General features: G+C 61.7%; 12 protein-coding genes. 10 read left to right on the top strand and 2 right to left on the bottom strand.

Translation table 11 applies throughout. From position 1 onward, the window contains the following. Positions 1-75: 75 nt before the first annotated feature. The 7 genes from RQ479_RS11190 (at position 76) to RQ479_RS11160 (ending at position 13,311) form a co-directional block, all read left to right on the top strand. Positions 76-2,544: a glycogen/starch/alpha-glucan phosphorylase gene (locus RQ479_RS11190; protein ID WP_376705100.1), complete on the top strand. Its 2,469-nt coding sequence runs from the start codon at positions 76-78 to the stop codon at positions 2,542-2,544. Positions 2,545-2,689: 145 nt separating this feature from the next. After that, positions 2,690-4,903, top strand: a complete 2,214-nt coding sequence (gene glgB, locus RQ479_RS11185; RefSeq protein WP_376705099.1) for a 1,4-alpha-glucan branching protein GlgB — start codon at positions 2,690-2,692, stop codon at positions 4,901-4,903. Positions 4,904-4,938: 35 nt separating this feature from the next. Further along, positions 4,939-6,204 carry a glucose-1-phosphate adenylyltransferase gene (gene glgC, locus RQ479_RS11180; RefSeq protein ID WP_376705098.1) on the top strand — a complete coding sequence of 422 codons (1,266 nt, stop codon included), beginning with the start codon at positions 4,939-4,941 and terminating at the stop codon, positions 6,202-6,204. Positions 6,205-6,207: 3 nt separating this feature from the next. Beyond that, a complete protein-coding gene (gene glgA, locus RQ479_RS11175; RefSeq protein ID WP_292653627.1) occupies positions 6,208-7,653 on the top strand; it encodes a glycogen synthase GlgA in 1,446 nt (481 codons plus the stop codon). A 3-nt stretch (positions 7,654-7,656) separates the two neighbouring features. Continuing rightward, positions 7,657-9,285, top strand: coding sequence for an alpha-D-glucose phosphate-specific phosphoglucomutase (locus RQ479_RS11170; RefSeq protein WP_376705097.1), 1,629 nt, complete (start codon positions 7,657-7,659; stop codon positions 9,283-9,285). A gap of 401 nt (positions 9,286-9,686) precedes the next feature. Then, a complete protein-coding gene (gene glgX / locus RQ479_RS11165) occupies positions 9,687-11,693 on the top strand; it encodes a glycogen debranching protein GlgX (RefSeq protein WP_376705096.1) in 2,007 nt (668 codons plus the stop codon). Then, positions 11,683-13,311: an alpha-glucosidase family protein gene (locus RQ479_RS11160; RefSeq protein ID WP_376705095.1), complete on the top strand. Its 1,629-nt coding sequence runs from the start codon at positions 11,683-11,685 to the stop codon at positions 13,309-13,311. Before glgX ends, RQ479_RS11160 begins: the two co-directional genes overlap by 11 nt. 16 nt (positions 13,312-13,327) lie before the next feature. Here RQ479_RS11160 and RQ479_RS11155 read toward each other — a convergent pair whose 3' ends face one another. Together RQ479_RS11155 and RQ479_RS11150 are read right to left on the bottom strand one after the other, a co-directional pair. Then, entirely contained in the window at positions 13,328-15,112 is a 1,785-nt protein-coding gene (locus RQ479_RS11155) for a pilus assembly protein TadG-related protein (protein ID WP_376705094.1), read from the bottom strand. Position 15,113: 1 nt separating this feature from the next. Further along, complete coding sequence (locus tag RQ479_RS11150; protein WP_376705093.1) at positions 15,114-15,593, bottom strand: TadE family protein; 480 nt, start codon at positions 15,591-15,593, stop codon at positions 15,114-15,116. Positions 15,594-15,978: 385 nt separating this feature from the next. Here RQ479_RS11150 and RQ479_RS11145 point away from each other — a divergent pair, with 385 nt between their 5' ends. The 3 genes from RQ479_RS11145 (at position 15,979) to RQ479_RS11135 (ending at position 19,772) form a co-directional block, all read left to right on the top strand. Further along, positions 15,979-17,571, top strand: a complete 1,593-nt coding sequence (locus RQ479_RS11145; protein ID WP_376705092.1) for a peptide ABC transporter substrate-binding protein — start codon at positions 15,979-15,981, stop codon at positions 17,569-17,571. A 166-nt stretch (positions 17,572-17,737) separates the two neighbouring features. Further along, positions 17,738-18,661, top strand: coding sequence for an ABC transporter permease subunit (locus tag RQ479_RS11140; RefSeq protein WP_376705091.1), 924 nt, complete (start codon positions 17,738-17,740; stop codon positions 18,659-18,661). Next, entirely contained in the window at positions 18,654-19,772 is a 1,119-nt protein-coding gene (locus RQ479_RS11135) for an ABC transporter permease (RefSeq protein WP_376705090.1), read from the top strand. Before RQ479_RS11140 ends, RQ479_RS11135 begins: the two co-directional genes overlap by 8 nt. Position 19,773 lies beyond the last annotated feature (1 nt).

Here is a 19,773-nt window from a genome sequence, read left to right as displayed (position 1 = left end):
ACATTCGGTGAGATGCGTTAGCATTGGCACAGATGGTGAAAGCCGCATGATCCTGGCAATTTCACGAGAGGCAGCATGACGCGCGCGATGACAACCGAAGCTCCTCTGCCCACGCTCGAAAACCCGGATCCCAAGACGCTCGCCGAGGAAGTCTTGCAGGCCCTCAAATACAGGGTCGGTAAGGGCACCAACGTTGCAACACAGTACGATTGGCTCACCGCCTCGATCAAGGTTGTGCGCGACCGCATCGTCGATCACTGGATGCAGGCGACCCAAGAGGCCTACGCCCAGCAGGAAAAGCGCGTCTACTACCTGTCGCTGGAATTCCTCATCGGCCGCCTGATGCGCGATGCCTTCTCCAATCTCGGCCTGATGGACAATATGCGCGAGGCGCTGTCGTCGCTTGGCGTCGACCTCGACATCATTGCCGCGCTCGAACCGGACGCTGCCCTTGGCAATGGCGGTCTTGGCCGGCTCGCCGCCTGCTTCATGGAAAGTATGGCTACCGTCAATATCCCCGCGCATGGCTACGGCATCCGCTACGCCAACGGCATGTTCCGGCAGGAGATCCATGACGGCTGGCAGGTGGAGCTGCCCGAGACATGGCTCGATCACGGCAACCCCTGGGAGTTCGAGCGCCGCGAACGCTCCTTCGAGGTCGGCTTCGGCGGCTCGGTGGAATCGGTCACCTCGAAGGACGGCCGGCTCGAGCGGCACGTCTGGAAGCCGACCGAACATGTTCTGGCCGTTGCTTACGATACGCCGGTTGTCGGCTGGCGGGCCAACCGCGTCAACACGCTGCGTCTGTGGTCCGGCATGCCGGTCGACCCGATCCTGCTCGACAAGTTCAACGCCGGCGATCACATCGGTGCGCTCGCCGAAAGCAACAAGGCCGATGCGTTGTCGCGCGTCCTTTACCCCGCAGATTCCCACAAGGCGGGCCAGGAGTTGCGGCTCAGGCAGGAGTATTTCTTCTCCACCGCCTCGCTGCAGGACATCGTCCAGCGTCATCTCAGCCAGTATGGCGACCTGCAATCGCTGCCCGACAAGGCGGCGATCCATCTCAACGACACCCACCCGGCCATCGCCGTCCCCGAGCTGATGCGCCTGTTGATGGATGTCCACGGCATGGATTTCGATCAGGCCTGGAGCATCACCAGGCGCACCTTCGGCTACACCAACCACACGCTGCTTCCCGAAGCGCTGGAAAGCTGGCCCGTGCCGCTATTCGAGCGGCTGTTGCCGCGCCACATGCAGATCGTCTACGCCATCAACGCCGAGGTGCTGCTCGAGGCGCGCGCCTCCGACCAGTTCTCGGACGAGCAGATCAGCCGCATCTCGCTGATCCAGGAAAATGGCGATCGCCGCGTGCGCATGGGCAATCTGGCCTTTGTCGGCTCGCACTCGATCAACGGCGTCTCGGCACTGCATACCGAGCTGATGAAGGAGACGGTGTTTGCCGACCTTCACAAGCTCTACCCGGACCGCATCAACAACAAGACCAACGGGATCACGCCGCGGCGCTGGCTGATACAGTGCAATCCCGGCCTCACGGCACTCACCCGAGAGGCGATCGGCGACGGTTTCCTCGACGACATCAACGAGATAAAGCGGCTTGATCCTTTCGCCGAGGACGCCGCCTTCCGCGACAAGTTCGCCGCTGTCAAACGGGCGAACAAGACGAGGCTTGCCAATCTCGTTGCCGACCGCCTCGGTATCAAGGTCGACCCCTCGGCGCTGTTCGACATCCAGGTCAAGCGCATCCACGAATACAAGCGCCAGCTCTTGAACATTCTCGAAGCGGTCGCGCTTTACGACCAGATCCGCTCGCATCCGGAGCGCGACTGGATGCCCCGCGTCAAATTCTTCGGCGGCAAGGCGGCGCCCAGCTATCACAACGCCAAGCTGATCATCAAACTTGCCAACGACGTCGCCCGGGTCATCAACCGCGACCCGGCGGTGCGCGGTTTGCTGAAAGTGGTGTTCGTGCCGAACTACAATGTCAGCCTTGCCGAGATCATGATGCCGGCCGCCGATCTTTCGGAGCAGATATCGACCGCCGGCATGGAAGCGTCCGGCACCGGCAACATGAAGTTCGCGCTGAACGGCGCGCTGACCATCGGCACGCTCGACGGCGCCAACGTCGAGATCAAGGAATGCGTCGGCGACGACAACATCTTCATCTTCGGCCTGACCACAGAGGAAGTCGCCGAGCGGCGCAACAATGGTTACGATCCGCGCGTCGCAATCGAGGGATCGCCTGAATTGGCGCAGGCGCTTGCCGCGGTTTCGTCCGGGGTCTTTTCGCCTGGCGATCCGGACCGTTATCGCGACCTGATCAACGGCCTTTACCAGAGCGACTGGTTCATGGTCGCTGCGGATTTCGATGCCTACGCCGCCACCCAGCGCGACGTCGATGCCGTCTGGCGCAACAGCCCGGACTGGTACGCCAGAGCGATCCGCAATGTCGCCCGCGTCGGCTGGTTCTCGTCCGACCGCACGATCCGCCAATATGCGAAAGACATCTGGCACGTGCCCGCCTGATGTGATTGCATGAGACCAGGAACAATGTGGCCCTAGTGGAGTGATTTGACCTTCGCATCCCTTGGAAGGTCAGGCGGCCTGCGACTGTCGAATTCAAAACTTCACTAGAAACACACACTTGGTGCCCGAGGAGGGACACTGCCTGATGAGCAAGCCGCGCGCGACCGTTGCGACAAGCGGGCCGGACGGACTGGCGCCAGCCGGCGATGTCGCGGCGATTGTCGCCGGCACGCATGGCGACCCGTTTGCCGTGCTCGGCGTGCATGAGGCGGGGAAGGGCTTTGTCGCCCGCTGCTTCGTCCCTCATGCCGAGGTCGTCACCGCCTACACGCTGACCGGCAAGAAGGCCGGCGAGCTGTCGAGACGCGACGATCGCGGTTTCTTCGAAGGCAAACTGTCGCTGCGCAAACGCCAGCCGCTGCGCTATCATGCCAGGAATTCCGGCGGTGACTGGTGGCTGACCGATCCATATTCCTTCGGCCCCGTGCTCGGCCCGCTGGACGATTATTACATCGCCGAAGGATCGCATCTCAGGCTGTTCGACAAGCTCGGCGCCCATCTCATCGACCATGAAGGTGCATCGGGCGTGCATTTTGCGGTGTGGGCGCCCAATGCAAGGCGCGTCTCGGTGGTCGGCGACTTCAACGAGTGGGACGGCCGCAGGCACACCATGCGCGTCCGCCGCGACACCGGCATCTGGGAGCTGTTCATTCCCGACATCGGCGCTGGCCGCCCGTATAAGTACGAGATCATCGGGCCGGATGGCGTGAGATTGCCGCTCAAGGCAGATCCGTTCGCCTTCAAGTCCGAACTGCGCCCGGCCACCGCCTCGGTGACGGCATTGCCGCCGGCGCATGAATGGGGCGACGAGGCGCACCGGAACTACTGGCGCAATGCCGACCACAGGCGCGAAGCCGTATCGATCTACGAGGTCCATGCCGGGTCATGGCGGCTTCACGACGACGGCAGCTTCCTGTCGTGGGACGAGCTCGCCGACAGGCTGATCCCTTACGTGGTCGAGACCGGTTTTACCCACATCGAATTCATGCCGATCTCCGAACACCCTTATGACCCGTCCTGGGGCTACCAGACGACGGGTCTCTATGCGCCGACTGCCCGCTTTGGCGATCCGGACGGTTTTGCCCGCTTCGTCGACGGTGCTCACCGCGCCGGCATCGGCGTCATCCTCGACTGGGTGCCGGCGCATTTCCCGGTTGACGAACACGGTCTGGCAAAGTTCGACGGCACCGCACTCTACGAACATGCCGATCCGCGCAAGGGCTTCCATCCCGACTGGAACACCGCGATCTATAATTTCGGTCGTCGCGAGGTGATTTCGTTCCTGGTCAACAATGCGCTGTTCTGGGCAGAGAAATATCACGTCGACGGTCTGCGCGTCGATGCGGTCGCCTCGATGCTTTATCTCGATTATTCGCGTAAGGCCGGTGAATGGATTCCCAACGAGAAGGGCGGGCGCGAGAATCTCGAAGCGGTCAGCTTCCTGCAGCGTATGAACAAGGAGGTCTACGGCCACCATCCGGGTGTGATGACCATCGCCGAGGAATCGACCTCGTGGCCGAAAGTCTCGCAGCCGGTGCATGAAGGCGGACTGGGCTTCGGTTTCAAATGGAACATGGGCTTCATGCACGACACTTTGGAATATCTCTCCAAGGAGCCGATCTTCCGCAAGCATCACCACAACGACATCACCTTCGGCCTGGTCTACGCCTTCAGCGAGAATTTCGTGCTGCCGCTGTCCCATGACGAAGTGGTGCACGGCAAGGGCACGCTGCTCAACAAGATGGCCGGCGACGACTGGCAGAAATTCGCGACGCTGCGCGCCTATTACGCCTTCATGTGGGGCTATCCCGGGAAGAAGCTGTTGTTCATGGGCCAGGAGTTCGCACAGCGCCGCGAGTGGAGCGAGGCGCGCGCGCTCGACTGGAACCTGCTCGATTTCCGGCTCCACCGCGGCGTCTGGCAGACGGTGCGCGATCTGAACTATCTTTACCGCTCGCGCCCGGCGCTGCATGCCCGCGACTGCGAGCCGGAGGGCTTTTCCTGGCTGATCGTCGACGACAGCGCGAACTCGGTATTTGCCTGGCTACGCAGCGCGCCGGGCGGCAATCCGGTCGCCGTCATTTCCAACTTCACGCCGGTGCCGCGCGACAATTACCGCGTGCCGTTGCCGCAGGCCGGAAAATGGCGCGAGATCATCAACACCGATGCCACGGATTATGGCGGTTCCGGCAAGGGCAATAGCGGCGGCGTCGAGGCTCGGGCGGAAGGAGGAGGCATTTCGGCAACGATGCTTTTGCCGCCGCTGTCGACGATCATGCTCGAATTCGTCCCGGACTGAGCTATGTCTGGAGCATCTAACCTGGGAGGATAGGAATGGCTGAAATAAAACGAACACAGCCGCTGGCACGCGACGCCATGGCTTACGTGCTGGCCGGCGGCCGTGGCAGCCGGCTCAAGGAACTGACCGACCGCCGCGCCAAGCCGGCGGTCTATTTCGGCGGCAAGACCCGCATCATCGATTTCGCGCTGTCCAATGCGCTCAATTCCGGTATCCGCCGCCTCGGCGTCGCCACCCAGTACAAGGCGCATTCGCTGATCCGCCACCTGCAGCGCGGCTGGAACTTCCTGAGGCCCGAGCGCAACGAGAGCTTCGACATTTTGCCGGCCAGCCAGCGTGTGTCGGAAACGCAATGGTACGAGGGCACCGCCGACGCCGTTTACCAGAACATCGACATCATCGAGGCCTATGGGCCGGAATACATGGTCATCCTGGCCGGCGACCATATCTACAAAATGGACTACGAATTGATGCTGCGCCAGCATGTCGAGGCCGGCGCCGACGTCACAGTCGGCTGCCTCGAAGTGCCGCGCATGGAAGCCACCGGCTTCGGCGTCATGCATGTCGACAACAAGGACACCATCATCTCCTTCATCGAAAAGCCCGCCGATCCGCCGGGCATTCCCGACAAGCCGGATTTTGCGCTGGCCTCGATGGGCATCTATGTGTTCAAGACCAAGTTCCTGATGGAGCAATTGCGTCGCGATGCGGCGGAGCCCGGCTCGAGCCGCGACTTCGGCAAGGACATCATCCCTTACATCGTCGAACACGGAAAGGCGATCGCGCATCGCTTCGCCAAATCATGCGTGCGCTCGACCGCCGAGAACGAGGCCTATTGGCGCGACGTCGGCACGGTCGACGCCTATTGGGAAGCCAATATCGACCTGACCGACATCACGCCGGAACTTGATCTCTACGACCGCGACTGGCCGATCTGGACCTATGCCGAATTGAAGCCGCCGGCAAAGTTCGTGCATGACGAGGATGGCCGCCGCGGGTCGGCCGTGTCGTCTCTCGTGTCGGGCGATTGCATCGTTTCGGGCGCTTCGCTGAAGCGAAGCCTGATCTTCACTGGCGCGCGCATCAATTCCTATTCGACGCTGGAGGAGGTCGTCATGCTGCCCGACGTCCATGTCGGCCGCAACGCCAGGCTGAAGCGCGTGGTCATCGATCACGGCGTCAGGATCCCGGAGGGGCTGGTGGTCGGCGAGGATCCTGTCCTCGACGCCAAGCGTTTCCGCGTTTCGGAAAAAGGCATCTGCCTCGTCACGCAGGACATGATCAACAGGCTGGGATCGTAGTGCATGCAGGTTCTGTCGGTGGCGCCCGAGATCTTTCCGCTGGTCAAGACCGGAGGGCTCGCCGACGTGACTGGCGCCTTGCCCGTGGCGTTGGCCGGCAACGGCGTCACCATGCGCACGCTCGTCCCGGGCTATCCCCAGGTGATGGGCGCCTTCAGGAAAAAGAAGGCGGTTCAGCAATATTCATTGCTGCAGGGCGGCAAGGCTTCGGTGCATGCCGTCCAGATCGCCGGGCTCGACCTGTTCGTGCTTGACGCGCCGCATCTTTTCGACCGCCCCGGCGGCCCATACGGCAACGCGACCGGCGCCGATTGGCCGGACAATTGGCGGCGGTTCGCGGCCTTGAGCCAGGTAGGCGGTGATATTGCCGGCGGCGCGATCTCAGGCTACCTGCCCGATATCGTCCATGCCCATGACTGGCAGTCGGCGATGACGCTCGCCTACATGCGCTACGGCAAGGCGGTCGGCACGCCGTCGATGATCACCGTGCACAACCTCGCCTTCCAGGGCCAGTTCGGCGCCGGCATTTTTGGCGAGCTTGGCCTGCCGGCACCGGCGATGGCGCTCGACGGCGTCGAATATTATGGCGGCGTCGGCTTCCTCAAGGCCGGCCTGCAGGCCGCCTGGGCGATCACCACGGTCAGCCCGACCTATGCGCAGGAAATCCGCTTGCCCGAATTCGGCATGGGCCTCGACGGCCTGATCAACATGCGCTCCGTCGATCTCCATGGCATCGTCAACGGCATCGATACCGAGATCTGGAACCCGGAAACCGACAAGCATCTGGTCTCCAATTACACGGCAAAGACGCTTAAGGCGCGAATGCCCAACAAGGCCGCGGTCGAGGACCGTTTCAGCCTCGATCGCGATGATAGCCCGATCGTCTGCGTCGTCAGCCGGCTGACCTGGCAAAAGGGCATGGACATACTGGCGGCGGCCGTCGATGGCATTGTCGCGGCAGGTGCACGGCTGGCAATCCTTGGGTCTGGCGACGCTGGGCTGGAAGGCGCGTTGCTTGCCGCCGCAGCCCGCCATCGTGGTCGCATCGGCGTCGTCGTCGGCTATGACGAGGGACTCTCCCACACCATGCAGGGCGGCTGCGACGCCATCATCATCCCGTCGCGCTTCGAACCTTGCGGGCTGACACAGCTTTACGGCCTGCGCTATGGCTGTGTGCCGGTCGTCGCCCGCACCGGCGGCCTTGCCGACACGGTCATCGATGCCAACGAAGCCGCCATCTCGGCCGGCGTGGCGACCGGTTTCCAGTTTGCCCCCGCCAATGCCGGCGCCTTGCTGCACGCCGTCCGCCGCCTTGTCGAGGCGCATGCCAATCCCGCGGTGTGGACGTCGATGCAGCGGCAAGGCATGAAGGCCGACGTGTCGTGGGACAAAAGCGCCGAAAAATATGTCGAACTCTATCGCTTGCTGCTTTCGAAAAGGGCTGCCTGACTGATGATCCGCACTATCGCCACCAAACCCTATCCCGACCAGAAGCCCGGCACCTCCGGGCTGCGTAAAAAGGTCCCGGTGTTCCAGCAGGAGCACTATGCCGAGAACTTCATCCAGTCGATCTTCGACGCGCTGGACGGATTCGAGGGAAAAACCCTGGTGATCGGCGGCGACGGCCGCTTCTATAACCGCGAGGTCATCCAGAAGGCCATCGCCATGGCCGCGGCAAACGGCTTCGGCAAGGTGATGGTCGGGCAGGGCGGCATCCTGTCGACGCCCGCCGCTTCGCATGTCATCCGCAAATACAAGACCTTCGGCGGCATCATCCTGTCGGCCAGCCACAATCCGGGTGGCCCGCATGAGGATTTCGGCATCAAGTACAATGCCGGCAATGGCGGCCCGGCGGCGGAAAAGCTGACCGACGCGATCTTCGAAAAAACCAAGGCGATCTTAAGCTTCAAGATCGCCGATATCGGACCGGTCGACATCGACACGATCGGCACGGTCAAGACGGCTGACATGACCGTCGAGATCATCGATCCGGTCGCCGATTATGCCGAACTGATGGAAAGCCTGTTCGATTTCGATGCCTTGCGGGCGCTGTTCAAATCGGGTTTCCGCATGCGCTTCGACGCGATGCATGCGGTGACCGGCCCCTATGCCAAGGAGATCCTCGAAAACCGGCTAGGCGCGCCGAACGGCACCGCCCGCAATTTCATTCCGCTGCCGGATTTCGGCGGCCACCATCCCGATCCCAATCTGGTCCACGCAAAACACCTCTACGACGAGATGATGGGGCCGGATGCGCCAGACTTTGGCGCTGCCTCCGACGGCGACGGCGACCGCAACCTGATCATCGGCAAGGGCATTTTCATCACCCCGTCGGATTCGGTGGCGATGCTCGCCGCCAACGCCCATCTGGCGCCGGGCTACAAGGCCGGGCTGAAAGGCATCGCCCGTTCGATGCCGACCAGCGGTGCTGCCGACCGGGTCGCCGAAAAGCTCGGAATCGGCATCTATGAGACGCCAACCGGCTGGAAATTTTTCGGCAATTTGCTCGATTCCGGCATGGCAACGATCTGCGGCGAGGAGAGTGCCGGGACCGGCTCCAACCATGTCCGCGAAAAGGACGGCCTGTGGGCCGTGCTTTTGTGGCTCAACATCCTTGCCGTGCGCGGCGAAAGCGCCAAGCAGATCGTCACCCAGCATTGGGCGGCCTATGGCCGTAACTACTATTCGCGCCACGACTACGAGGAGGTCGAGACCGATCGCGCCAATGCGCTTGTCGACGAGCTGCGCGCCAAGCTTGGCTCGCTGCCTGGCGCCAGCGTGCGCGGCATGACGATCGCCAGCGCCGATGATTTCGCCTATCACGATCCGGTCGACGGCTCGGTCAGCAAGAACCAGGGCATCAGGGTGTTGTTCGAAGGCGGCTCACGCGTCGTCTTCCGCCTGTCAGGCACCGGCACCTCGGGCGCGACGCTACGTCTTTATGTGGAGCGCTACGAGCCGGACAACAGCCGCCACGATCTCGACACCCAGGAGGCGCTTGCCGACCTGATTGCGGCCGCCGACGATATCGCCGGGATTCGCAGCCATACCGGCCGCGCCAAGCCGAGCGTGATTACGTGAGCTTGGCGTCCAACTTTGTCCTCGCGCTTATCAGGAGGGTTGGACCGTATTGCCGATCGGGGTGCTGCTTTCGCGACGCAGATATTTGACAGGTCGGATGTGCTTGCGCTGGCGGATCGAATGCCTTGGAGATCGACCACAACACCTGTCGTTTCGTCATCTTGGGGCGAAGCAAGGAGCGAAGCGACGCGGCGCAGACCCCAGGATCCATGCCATGACTCCGGAGCGATGCCCCGGTGCAGAATTCTGTTCGGCCGTGCACTTCGGCCGAGGCCACGGCATGGATCCCAGGGTCTTCGCGACGAAGCTTCGCTCCTGCTTCGCCCAGGAATGATGAAGTTGGAGAGGCCTGCTCGGCCAATCCCGAACCTTTGCGCTGCTCAACAACAAGGTTGGTCCGCGTGAGCCAGCTCGGCGCAACCATCACCAAGGAAGGTATCCGCTTCGCCGCATGGTCCTCGTCGGCTCGGCGCATCTGGGTCTCGATCTTCGACGAGCGCGGCAACCGCGAGATCGAGCGGCTTGAACTCCAGCCCGAGGGCGACGGCGTGCATACGCTTTTTGTTGCCGGTCTCGCCGCCGGCACCCGATATGGGTTCCGCGCCGACGGCGACTACGCGCCGGAACACGGTCTCTGGTTCGATCCCGACAAGCTGCTGGCCGATCCCTATGCCGTCGAGATCGACAGGCCCTATGCCTATGACGGCCGGCTGGTCGCGCGCCGGGGCGAGGGGGCCGACACGGCGTCGCTGATGCCGAAGGCCATTGCTGGCGCCTTGCCGGAACCCTTGCCCGCATTGCCGCCTTTGTTTCGGCCCGGCGGCCTCATCTACGAAGTGCCGGTACGCGCCTTCACAAAGCTGCATCCGGACATTCCCGAGAAGCAACGCGGCACCATTGCAGCGCTCGCTCATCCCCTTGTTATCGAGTACCTGCAAAAACTCGGCGTCGCAGCCATTGAGTTGATGCCGGTGACTGCATCGATCGACGAACGGCATTTGCCGCCGCTCGGTCTGCGCAACGCCTGGGGTTATAATCCCGTGACCTTCATGGCGCTCGATCCGCGACTGGCGCCCGGTGGTCTGGCCGAGTTGCGCGCCACGGTTGCCGCGCTGCGTGAGGCCGGCATCGGCACCATCCTCGACCTGGTGTTCAACCACACCGGCGAAAGCGACCGGCTCGGCCCGACATTGTCGCTGCGCGGGCTCGACAACCGCGCCTACTACCGGCACGAGGCCGACGGCGCTCTGGTCAATGACACCGGAACCGGCAATACGCTCGCCTGCGACCATCCTGTCGTCCGGGAAATGGTCCTCGACGCACTTCGTCACTTTGCCCAGCGCGCCGGTGTCGACGGGTTCCGCTTTGATCTGGCGCCGATCCTCGGCCGCGTTGACGGCGTTTTCGACGCTGATGCGCAGCTTCTGAACGCCATCCGCAACGACCCTGTTCTTGGCGACCGGGTGCTGATCGCCGAGCCTTGGGACATCGGACCGGATGGCTATCAGCTCGGCAATTTTCCGCCGCCCTTCCTCGAATGGAACGACAAATACCGTGACGATATCCGCCGCTTCTGGCGCGGCGACGGCGGCATGATCGGTGCGCTGGCGACGCGGCTTGCCGGTTCGTCCGACGTCTTTTCCCAAGCAGGCCAGACAACGAGCCGCAGCGTCAATTTCATCGCTGCACATGACGGCATGACGCTGGCCGATATCGTTGCCTATGAGCACAAGCACAACGAGGCCAATGGCGAACAGAACAGCGATGGTCACGACGATAACCTGTCCTGGAACAATGGCGTCGAGGGCCAGGCCGACGACCGCGCGATCGTTACGGCCCGTTTCGATGACCTGTGCGCTCTGCTGGCGACGCTCTTTGCCTCGCGCGGCACGATCATGCTGACGGCCGGCGACGAGTTCGGCCGCACGCAACGCGGCAACAACAACGCCTACGCGCAGGACAATGACATCACCTGGCTCGACTGGGCCGGGCGCGACCAGGCGCTCGAGCAGTACACCGTTCTGCTCGCCAAGATGCGTCGTGCTGTGCCGGCATTTTTGGACACAAGCTTTCTCACCGGCGAGCCAGCGGCCGGCTCGGAAATGCCAGACGTTGCCTGGCTGACGGAAACCGGCGTGACGCTTGACGAGGCAGCCTGGCACGACGCTAGGCGGCATCGGCTGGTCATGGTTCTCACTAGCGATCGGGACAGTCGTTTTGCAGTGATCATCAACGGCGACCGCCGGGCCTGCATGTTCACGCTGCCGGTACGGGCGGGTTTTCATTGGCGCACGGCCACCGAAACCGATTCTTGCGATATCTCACGGCCGGTGCCTGGGCGAACGGTCATGTTCATGATCGAACGCAGGACCGCGCAGGCGGGCGCAGAGGAGAGCCATGATGGCTGACAATGCCGAATGGTGGCGCGGCTGCGTCATCTACCAGATCTACCCGCGTTCCTTCCAGGACAGGACAGGCGACGGCAGCGGCGATCTCAGCGGCATCACCTCGAGGCTGGCCCATGTCGCATCGCTTGGTGTCGACGCAGTCTGGCTGTCGCCTTTCTTCAAGTCGCCAATGGCCGACATGGGCTACGACGTTTCGGATTACTGCGCCGTCGATCCGATGTTCGGCACATCAGAGGATTTCGACGCGCTGATTGCAGAGGCGCATCGACTCGGCCTGAAGGTGATCATCGACCAGGTCTTGTCGCATTCGTCGGATCGGCACGAATGGTTCGTCGAAAGCCGCACGAGCCGCGACAACCCCAAGGCCGACTGGTACGTCTGGGCCGATGCGAAGCCCGACGGCACCGCCCCCAACAACTGGCTGTCGCTTTTCGGCGGCCCGGCCTGGGAATGGGACGCAACGCGCAGGCAATATTACCTCCACAATTTCCTCGCCTCGCAGCCGGACCTTAATTTCCACAATCCGCAGGTGCAGGACGCCTTGCTGGAAACGGTGCGGTTCTGGCTCGAGCGCGGCGTCGACGGGTTTCGGCTGGACACGGTCAACTACTATGTCCACGACCGCTGGCTGCGCAGCAACCCGCCTTTGGCGGAAAGCGTCGCCGGCATCAATACGGCAACCAGCACCTATCTTTACCAGGAGCATCTGTTCGACAAGAGCCAGCCGGAAAACCTGGCTTTCCTCAGGCGCTTCCGGGCCTTGCTTGACGAATATGAAGGCCGCGCCGCGGTCGGCGAGATTGGCGACGAAACCCGTTCGTTGCAGACACTCGCCGCCTATACCGGCGGTGGCGACAAGCTCCAAATGTCCTACACCTTCGACCTGCTCGGCCCGCAATTCTCGGCGGCGCATGTGCGTGGCTGTGTCGAGGCCTTCGAGAGTACGGTGTTCGACGGCTGGGTTTGCTGGGCATTTTCCAACCACGATGTCGTGCGCCATGTCAGCCGCTGGGCAAGGCAGGGCGGCGCGCCGGACAAGCTGGCGAAATTCTCGATTGTGCTGCTTTCCTGCCTGCGCGGATCAATCTGCCTCTACCAGGGCGAGGAGCTCGGGCTGGAGGAGGCCGAACTGGCCTTCGAGGATTTGCGCGATCCTTTCGGCGTCCGCTTCTGGCCGGCAATCAAGGGGCGGGATGGGTGCCGAACGCCGATGGTCTGGGAGGCTAGCGTCGACAATGCCGGCTTTTCGACCGGCAAGCCGTGGCTTCCAATCCCGGCAAGCCATCGCGCCCGGGCGGTCGACGTCCAGTACGGCGAGCAAACGTCCGTCCTGGCGAGCTACCGGGCGATGCTGGCCTTGCGCAAGCAGCATCCGGCGCTGGTTCGAGGCTCGATCCGGTTCCTCGATGCCGAAGGCGACGTCCTTGCTTTCATTCGAGAAGGCGGTGACGAAAAGCTGCTCTGTGTCTTCAATTTCGCCGACGAGCCCGCCGGCTGGCAATTGCCGCCGGATCTGGATGCGATAGAGCTGGTAGATCTTGGCGGTGCTGACGGGGTCTTGCAGGAAAGAACTCTGTCGCAGCCGCCGCTCGGCTGCTTCCTCGGCCGGATCGGCTGAGCTCTATTTCGTCATCTCATTGAACGAGCACGGAGCGCCCGCAAGTCGCGCCGACAACCCGAACATCGGCCTCGCCCACATGCATACCAAGCGCCGCAAGCACGTTATAGACCAGTGCGTCGACAGGCGCCGTCACGCCGTTCAGAACCGTTACCACCGCCGGCTTCACCGTTCCGAGCAGGGCCGTCACGTCCAGCCCGAGGCCCAGTGCATTGACCGAGAGCGAGAGGCCGCTGACCAGCGATGTCGTGAGCGATTGCGTCAGGTTTTTTGTGGCGACAGTTTTTATCGTCTTGTTGGCGATATCGGTGCTGTCGAACGTCAATGTGGTCGGATCGTTGTTGGTGATGGCAAGTGAGGACGAACCCTTCACATCGAGCAGATTGAGGGTAAGCAGCAGAAGCTTCACGCTTACCTGTGCAATCGTGGCGTCGGAGAACGATTGCGGATTGCTGAAATCGGCGAAGGCCGATGGGTTGTTGTCGGCGTCGCTGGCGGCAAGGTGCAGCGAGGCCACGCCTGGCTGCGCGGCGATCGAGACCTTGATGCTATCCGGCCGGCCCGTCGGGCAGCTGATGTCGGTTAGCTTAGCTTCCGCATAGGCGACTTCGACATGCAGAGGCAGGTTGACGGACAGCAGACTGATGCCGCCGCCGAGATTGGAATTGCCGATGCCGACTGTGGTGACCAGCTTGATTCGTGTCTGCGCGGTGCGCACCACGGTGCCTTTTTCGCCGACGGCCAGCCAGGGTGAATATTGCATCGGTTCACCGATGGCGATGGCGAGCGTGGTGGAGGTAAGTCCCGGAATAGTGGCGCCGAGATCGACCTGGACCTGGTTTGAGCCATTGGCCAGCGAGGCGGCGGCACCCAGCATGCCCATCGCGCTTGCGTCGACGGAAAAGCCAGGAGACTTTTGTCCGAGGCCGAGCTTGCCGATCGAGCCAAGATCGACAAGATGATTGAGGGGTATCTTGACCGTGTTGGTGGCCCTGGACGCGATCGTCTGCAACACAAGTTTGCTGGCGCTGCCCGACCCGGACGCATTGGCCATGGCGGTCGCGATCTGGCCTACCGTCGCTTTTGACGCCAGCACGTCGGAATAGCTGACACCTGTCAGTTGCAACTGCACGGCAAGGGCATCGACGAACGAAAGCACGTTGACATCGGCCGAGATCAGCGCGTTGTAGTCCATGACGCTGAGCGAGATGTTGGCGCCCAACAACTTGCTGAGAAGCGCGTTGAGGATGCCGCCATTGACGCTGAGGAGCCTGGACCCGACCGAGAACATCGCTTGCGGGGTTACGCTGGCAATGGCTTCGGTGCCGACAACCGGAGTAGGGATGAGCGAACTGGCGAAATACCGGGCGGGGATTTTTTGCAGAGTGACGCGAACGGCGTTGTAAGGCGTTTTACCGGCCTCGAAGCGCTTGTCGACACCAACGGAGGACACCGCTGAGTATCGGCCGCCGGTGACCGACACGACGGTTTTTCCAACCGTGGGAACGATTGTCTGACCTGGCTTTTGAACAATGATGCCGGGCATTCGGTTGTCGCTGAGCGTCGTTACTGCCGCGGCTTCCATATTGTTGATGTTCGATGCCGCGGTGATCGCCGCCAGATCGGTCATGGCCTGGGCTTCCCTGCGCTCCGTGTAGATCGAACCTTCGTCAACAGCGAAGGCCGCCAGCCCCAGCGCGAATGGCGCTATCAGCGCCGTCATGACGGCAAAGTTCGCCTTCACGTCACCAAACATCGAGCGCCCGATCCGGTCGATGCTCCTCACCAAGCAATGTGGCATTTCAGATGCCTCCAATCCTGATGGTCGATCTGCGCGAGATCGTGGTTTGCGGCATTGCAAGGCTTGGCAACAGGTTCCAGATCGGCAGGTTGCTGGCATCGTACTGGATCGACACGACGAACTGATTTCCGTCGGCCGTGCTGTCCGTCGCCTGATAGGTCAGCTTGCCGGAATCGACGAACGGGTATCCACTGGCATTGTTTTTGACGAAACTCGCCACCAGCGCCCGGCGCTCGGTTTGGTTCAATCCGGCAATTGCAGTGCGGGCGGCATCGGCGGCGATTTGCTGCAAGGAGTTGCTTGCACCAAAATAGATACCGTATGCAACCATTCCGAGCAGGAGCAGGATAAAGACCGGTGAAAGCAGGGCGAATTCGACCGCAGAAGTTCCAGATTCTTCCCCAATCAGGCGTAGCTTTGTCCTTAATTGGCGTATGTTTTTTGCCGCTAATGAGACAGTTTTACTGTCTGTCTTATCCATTGCCCTTGTCCACGGAACTTAAGAGAGATGTGCCGAAGCCGCCCAAATATGTAACCCATGGTTGACTAAAAACTAATTAATACATTCTCGCAAACTGAAATGATCCGCCAGATTATCTCCCACGGACGGGCGTTTTCTGGGCGATGAAACGCAGCCAAGGCCAATGATTTCGACCATTGATTGGCAGCTCGCAAGGCGACTGTCCCGGCGCCTTACTTTGGGTGACCCCGAGAGTCTGTTGAAATAAAAAATCTCCACGTTACTGTTTGGCCACCAGCTGCCGGAAAGGGAACCGGCTGCGCGCTCGAAAGGAACCAGCCAATCGGTTTCGGGGCGTCAACACTTAGAGACGTGGCTGAAGGGCGACGTCATTAGGGAGAACTCCATGCTGAAACATGTGCTGAAGGCGACGGTACTCGCCACGACCATGGTCTTGGCCGCCGGTACGTTCTACACGCCGGCTTTCGCCGAAACTGTCTACAACCGCGGGGCCGCCGCCGAAGCGGAGACGCTCGATCCGCACAAGACCTCGACGGTCTACGAAGCCGATATCATACGCGACCTGTTCCAGGGCCTCGTCATGCATGACAAGAAGACGAACCTCATTCCGGGCGCCGCCGAAAGCTGGACGGTGTCCGACGACGGCACTGTCTACACCTTCAAGCTGCGCAAGGGCGGCCTCTGGTCGGATGGCAGCCCGGTGACGGCGGACGATTTCGTTTATTCGTTCCGTCGGCTGGAAGATCCGGCCACCGCTGCCGAATACGCTTCCATGCTCTATCCAGTGAAGGGTGCCGAGGAAGTCAACACCAAGAAGGGCAAGCCGGAGGATATGGGCGTCAAGGCGATTGACGCAAATACCCTCGAAGTCACGCTCAAGGCGCCAACCCCTTACTTCCTGGAGATGCTGACCCATCAGGCGACCTATCCGGTTAACAAGGCGTCTATCGAAAAGCTTGGCGCCGACTGGATCAAGGCAGGCAAGCTGGTCTCCAACGGGGCCTTTACAGCAGCGGAGTGGATTCCCAACGACCATCTGAAGCTGGTCAAGAATCCGAAATTCTGGGATGCCGCCAGCGTCAAGTTCGACGTGGTCAACTACATCCCGACCGAGGATCGGTCGTCTGCGATGAAGCGCTTCGAGGCCGGCGAACTCGACAGCTACGGTGACCTGCCGACCGAACAGCTCGCCGACCTCAAGGCCAAATTCGGCGACCAGGTCCGTGTCGGACCATATCTCGGCACCTACTATTATGCGATCAAGACCGACAAGGCGCCGTGGGACAATGTCGAACTGCGCAACGCCATCTCGATGGCGATCGATCGCGACTTCCTCGCCGAAAAAGTCTGGCAGAATTCGATGCTGCCCGGCTATTCGATGGTGCCTCCGGGCATCGAGGGCTACACGCCGGCACTGGCCAAATACGCCGACATGTCGCAGATCGACCGCGAGGATGAAGCCAAGAAAATCCTGGAAAAGCTCGGCTATACGCCCGAGCATCCGTTGAAGATGGAAATCCGCTACAACACCTCGGAAAACCACAAGAACACCGCTGTCGCCATCCAGGAACAGCTGAAGCCGCTTGGCGTCGAGGTCAGCCTGCTCAACACCGATACCAAGACCCACTACTCGTTCCTCGAGCAGAAGGGCGACTATGACGTCGCGCGTGCCGCCTGGATTGCGGACTACAAGGATCCGGAAACCTTCCTTGGCATCTCCCGCAAGGCCAGTGGCAACAACTATTCCATCTACAACAGCCCGAAATACGAAGAGGCCATGGACAAGGCCGCCGCCGCCGGCGGCAAGCCCGAAGAGCGCATGAAGGAACTCGCCAAGGCCGAGCGCATCCTCGTCGATGAGGTCGGCAACATTCCGATCCTCTACTATAGCTATCACGACATCGTTTCCTCGAAGCTGCATGGCTTCGACGACAATGTGATGGACATCCATCCGTCCCGCTTCATCAGCAAGGATTGATCCACTAGCCAGGCCGCCGCGCAACTCAATGCGCGGCGGTGCTGGTTTGCCATCGCATCGGCCCGGGAACCGGATTCGATTTTCGACAATGCCGGTGCGAAGATTTGAAGGCTAGAGCGCAATCGTCCAGCCGGACGCGCGCTGCTCTGGATCAAGCGGGGCATCGATGCTGCGTTACGTATTCCGGCGGCTGCTGACCGCCATCCCGACGCTGTTCGTCATCGTGACCATGGCGTTCTTCCTGATACGCGTCGCACCGGGCGGACCGTTCAACCAGGAGCGGGGCCTGAGCCCGGAGATCAGAGCCAATCTCGAGGCCCAGTTCGGGCTCAACGACCCGCTCTGGCTGCAGTACCTCCATTATCTGGGCAATCTTCTGCGCGGCAATTTCGGCCCCAGCTACAACATGCCGGATTTCACCGTCGGCGAGCTGTTCAGGGAAGGCCTGCCGATCTCGATCCAACTCGGCGCTTCGGCGCTCGTTCTGGCGCTGCTCCTCGGCAGCGTGCTCGGCACTGTTGCCGCGCTCAACCAGAACAAGCTTGCCGACTATTCGGTGATCGCGCTGGCGACTGCCGGCAGCACCATACCGACCTTCGTCATCGCCCCGGTAATCCAGCTTGTATTCGGATTGACCTGGAAGCTGCTGCCGATCGGTGGCTGGGGCGATGGAGCCCTCATCAACAAGGTCGGCCCGGTACTGACGCTCGCTCTGCCGCAGATCGCCATCGTTGCCCGCCTGATGCGCGGCTCGATGATCGAATCGCTGCACTCGCATCACATCCGCACCGCGCGCGCTCTCGGCCTGTCCGACTGGTCAGTCGTCGTCAAGCATGCACTGCGCGGCGCCATCCTGCCGATCGTCTCCTTCACGGGTCCGGCAGCCGCGGCCCTTCTCACTGGCTCGATCATCGTCGAGACCATCTTCTCTATCCCGGGCATCGGCCGCCATTTTGTCGTTGCCGCGCTCAACCGTGACTACACACTGGTGATGGGGACGGTGGTGGTCATCGCGCTCTTCACCATCGTTTTCAACCTGATCGTCGACGTCCTCTATGGGGTCGTCGATCCGAGGGTGCGCTATGACTGATATCGCAGTTGCCGCACCGGTCGTCGGCCGGTCCCTGTGGGGTGACGCCTGGGCACGCCTCAAGGCCAATCGCGCGGCCATGTTCAGCCTCTATTATCTTGCCTTCATCGCCGTCATCAGTGTGTTTGGGCCTTATTTCGTGCCGCACCAATACACCACCATCTATGCCCACTATGTCCGCACGCCGCCGAGCTTCTCCGCCTATCCGAAGGCCGACATGATCGAAGGCGCTCTCGACGAGGCGATCAGGCGCATGCGCGTCGACATCAAGGAGTGGCGGCAGGAGGGCAGCCGTGTGTTCGTTACCGTCAAATCGTCCAAGCCGATCGACGACCGCAACATTCGCTACCTTGATCGTTCCGACACCTTTGATAACACAAAGATCGAGAGCAAATCGCCGGACGGTCTCGAAATGGTGATGAGTGCCTCGATCAAGCAGCAATATTTCCTGTTCGGCACCGACAATACCGGCCGCGATCTCCTGTCCAGAACGCTGATGGCCGGGCGCATATCGCTGGCCATCGGCCTGCTTGCCGGGATTGTGGCCGTGGTCATCGGCGTGCTCTACGGCGCCACCGCCGGCCTCGCCGGCGGCAGGGTCGACGAGGTGATGATGCGTGTCGTCGACGTGCTCTATTCTTTGCCGTTCATCTTCTTCGTTATCATGCTGGTGGTGTTCTTCGGCAGGAACTTCGTGCTGATGTTCCTGGCGGTCGGCGCGGTGCTGTGGCTCGACATGGCGCGCATCGTGCGCGGACAGGCGCTGTCGATCCGCCGGCAGGAATATGTCCAGGCGGCGGAGGCGATGGGCGTCGGCCAGCGCGGCATTCTGCTGCGCCACGTCATCCCCAATTTGCTCGGGCCGGTGGTGATCTACATGACGCTGCTGGTGCCGCAGGTCATCATCCTGGAGAGTTTTTTGTCGTTCCTCGGGCTCGGCGTCCAGGAGCCGATGACCAGCTGGGGCGTGCTGATCTCGGTCGGCGCCCAGAACATCGGCTCGGCCAACTGGCTGCTTTTGTTCCCGGCCTTCTTTCTCGTCTCCACGCTGTTCGCGCTGAATTTCGTCGGCGATGGGCTGCGCGACGCGCTCGACCCGAAGGATCGTTGAG

It is taken from the genome of Mesorhizobium sp. ISC25, assembly GCF_042295465.1.
Lineage (GTDB): Bacteria > Pseudomonadota > Alphaproteobacteria > Rhizobiales > Rhizobiaceae > Mesorhizobium.
The sequence above is the reverse complement of the archived record's forward strand: the minus strand, read 5'-3'. Positions and strand labels throughout refer to the sequence as shown.

Bases quoted from the DNA above. Each gene is read 5' to 3' on its own strand.
- glgB (WP_376705099.1), top strand. From the start codon at position 2,690: ATGAGCAAGCCGCGCGCGACCGTTGCGACAAGCGGGCCGGACGGACTG.
- RQ479_RS11170 (WP_376705097.1), top strand. From the start codon at position 7,657: ATGATCCGCACTATCGCCACCAAACCCTATCCCGACCAGAAGCCCGGC.
- RQ479_RS11145 (WP_376705092.1), top strand. From the start codon at position 15,979: ATGCTGAAACATGTGCTGAAGGCGACGGTACTCGCCACGACCATGGTC.
- glgA (WP_292653627.1), top strand. From the start codon at position 6,208: ATGCAGGTTCTGTCGGTGGCGCCCGAGATCTTTCCGCTGGTCAAGACC.
- RQ479_RS11190 (WP_376705100.1), top strand. From the start codon at position 76: ATGACGCGCGCGATGACAACCGAAGCTCCTCTGCCCACGCTCGAAAAC.
- glgC (WP_376705098.1), top strand. From the start codon at position 4,939: ATGGCTGAAATAAAACGAACACAGCCGCTGGCACGCGACGCCATGGCT.
- RQ479_RS11135 (WP_376705090.1), top strand. From the start codon at position 18,654: ATGACTGATATCGCAGTTGCCGCACCGGTCGTCGGCCGGTCCCTGTGG.
- RQ479_RS11150 (WP_376705093.1), bottom strand. From the start codon at position 15,593: ATGGATAAGACAGACAGTAAAACTGTCTCATTAGCGGCAAAAAACATA.
- RQ479_RS11140 (WP_376705091.1), top strand. From the start codon at position 17,738: ATGCTGCGTTACGTATTCCGGCGGCTGCTGACCGCCATCCCGACGCTG.
- RQ479_RS11160 (WP_376705095.1), top strand. From the start codon at position 11,683: ATGATGGCTGACAATGCCGAATGGTGGCGCGGCTGCGTCATCTACCAG.
- RQ479_RS11155 (WP_376705094.1), bottom strand. From the start codon at position 15,112: ATGCCACATTGCTTGGTGAGGAGCATCGACCGGATCGGGCGCTCGATG.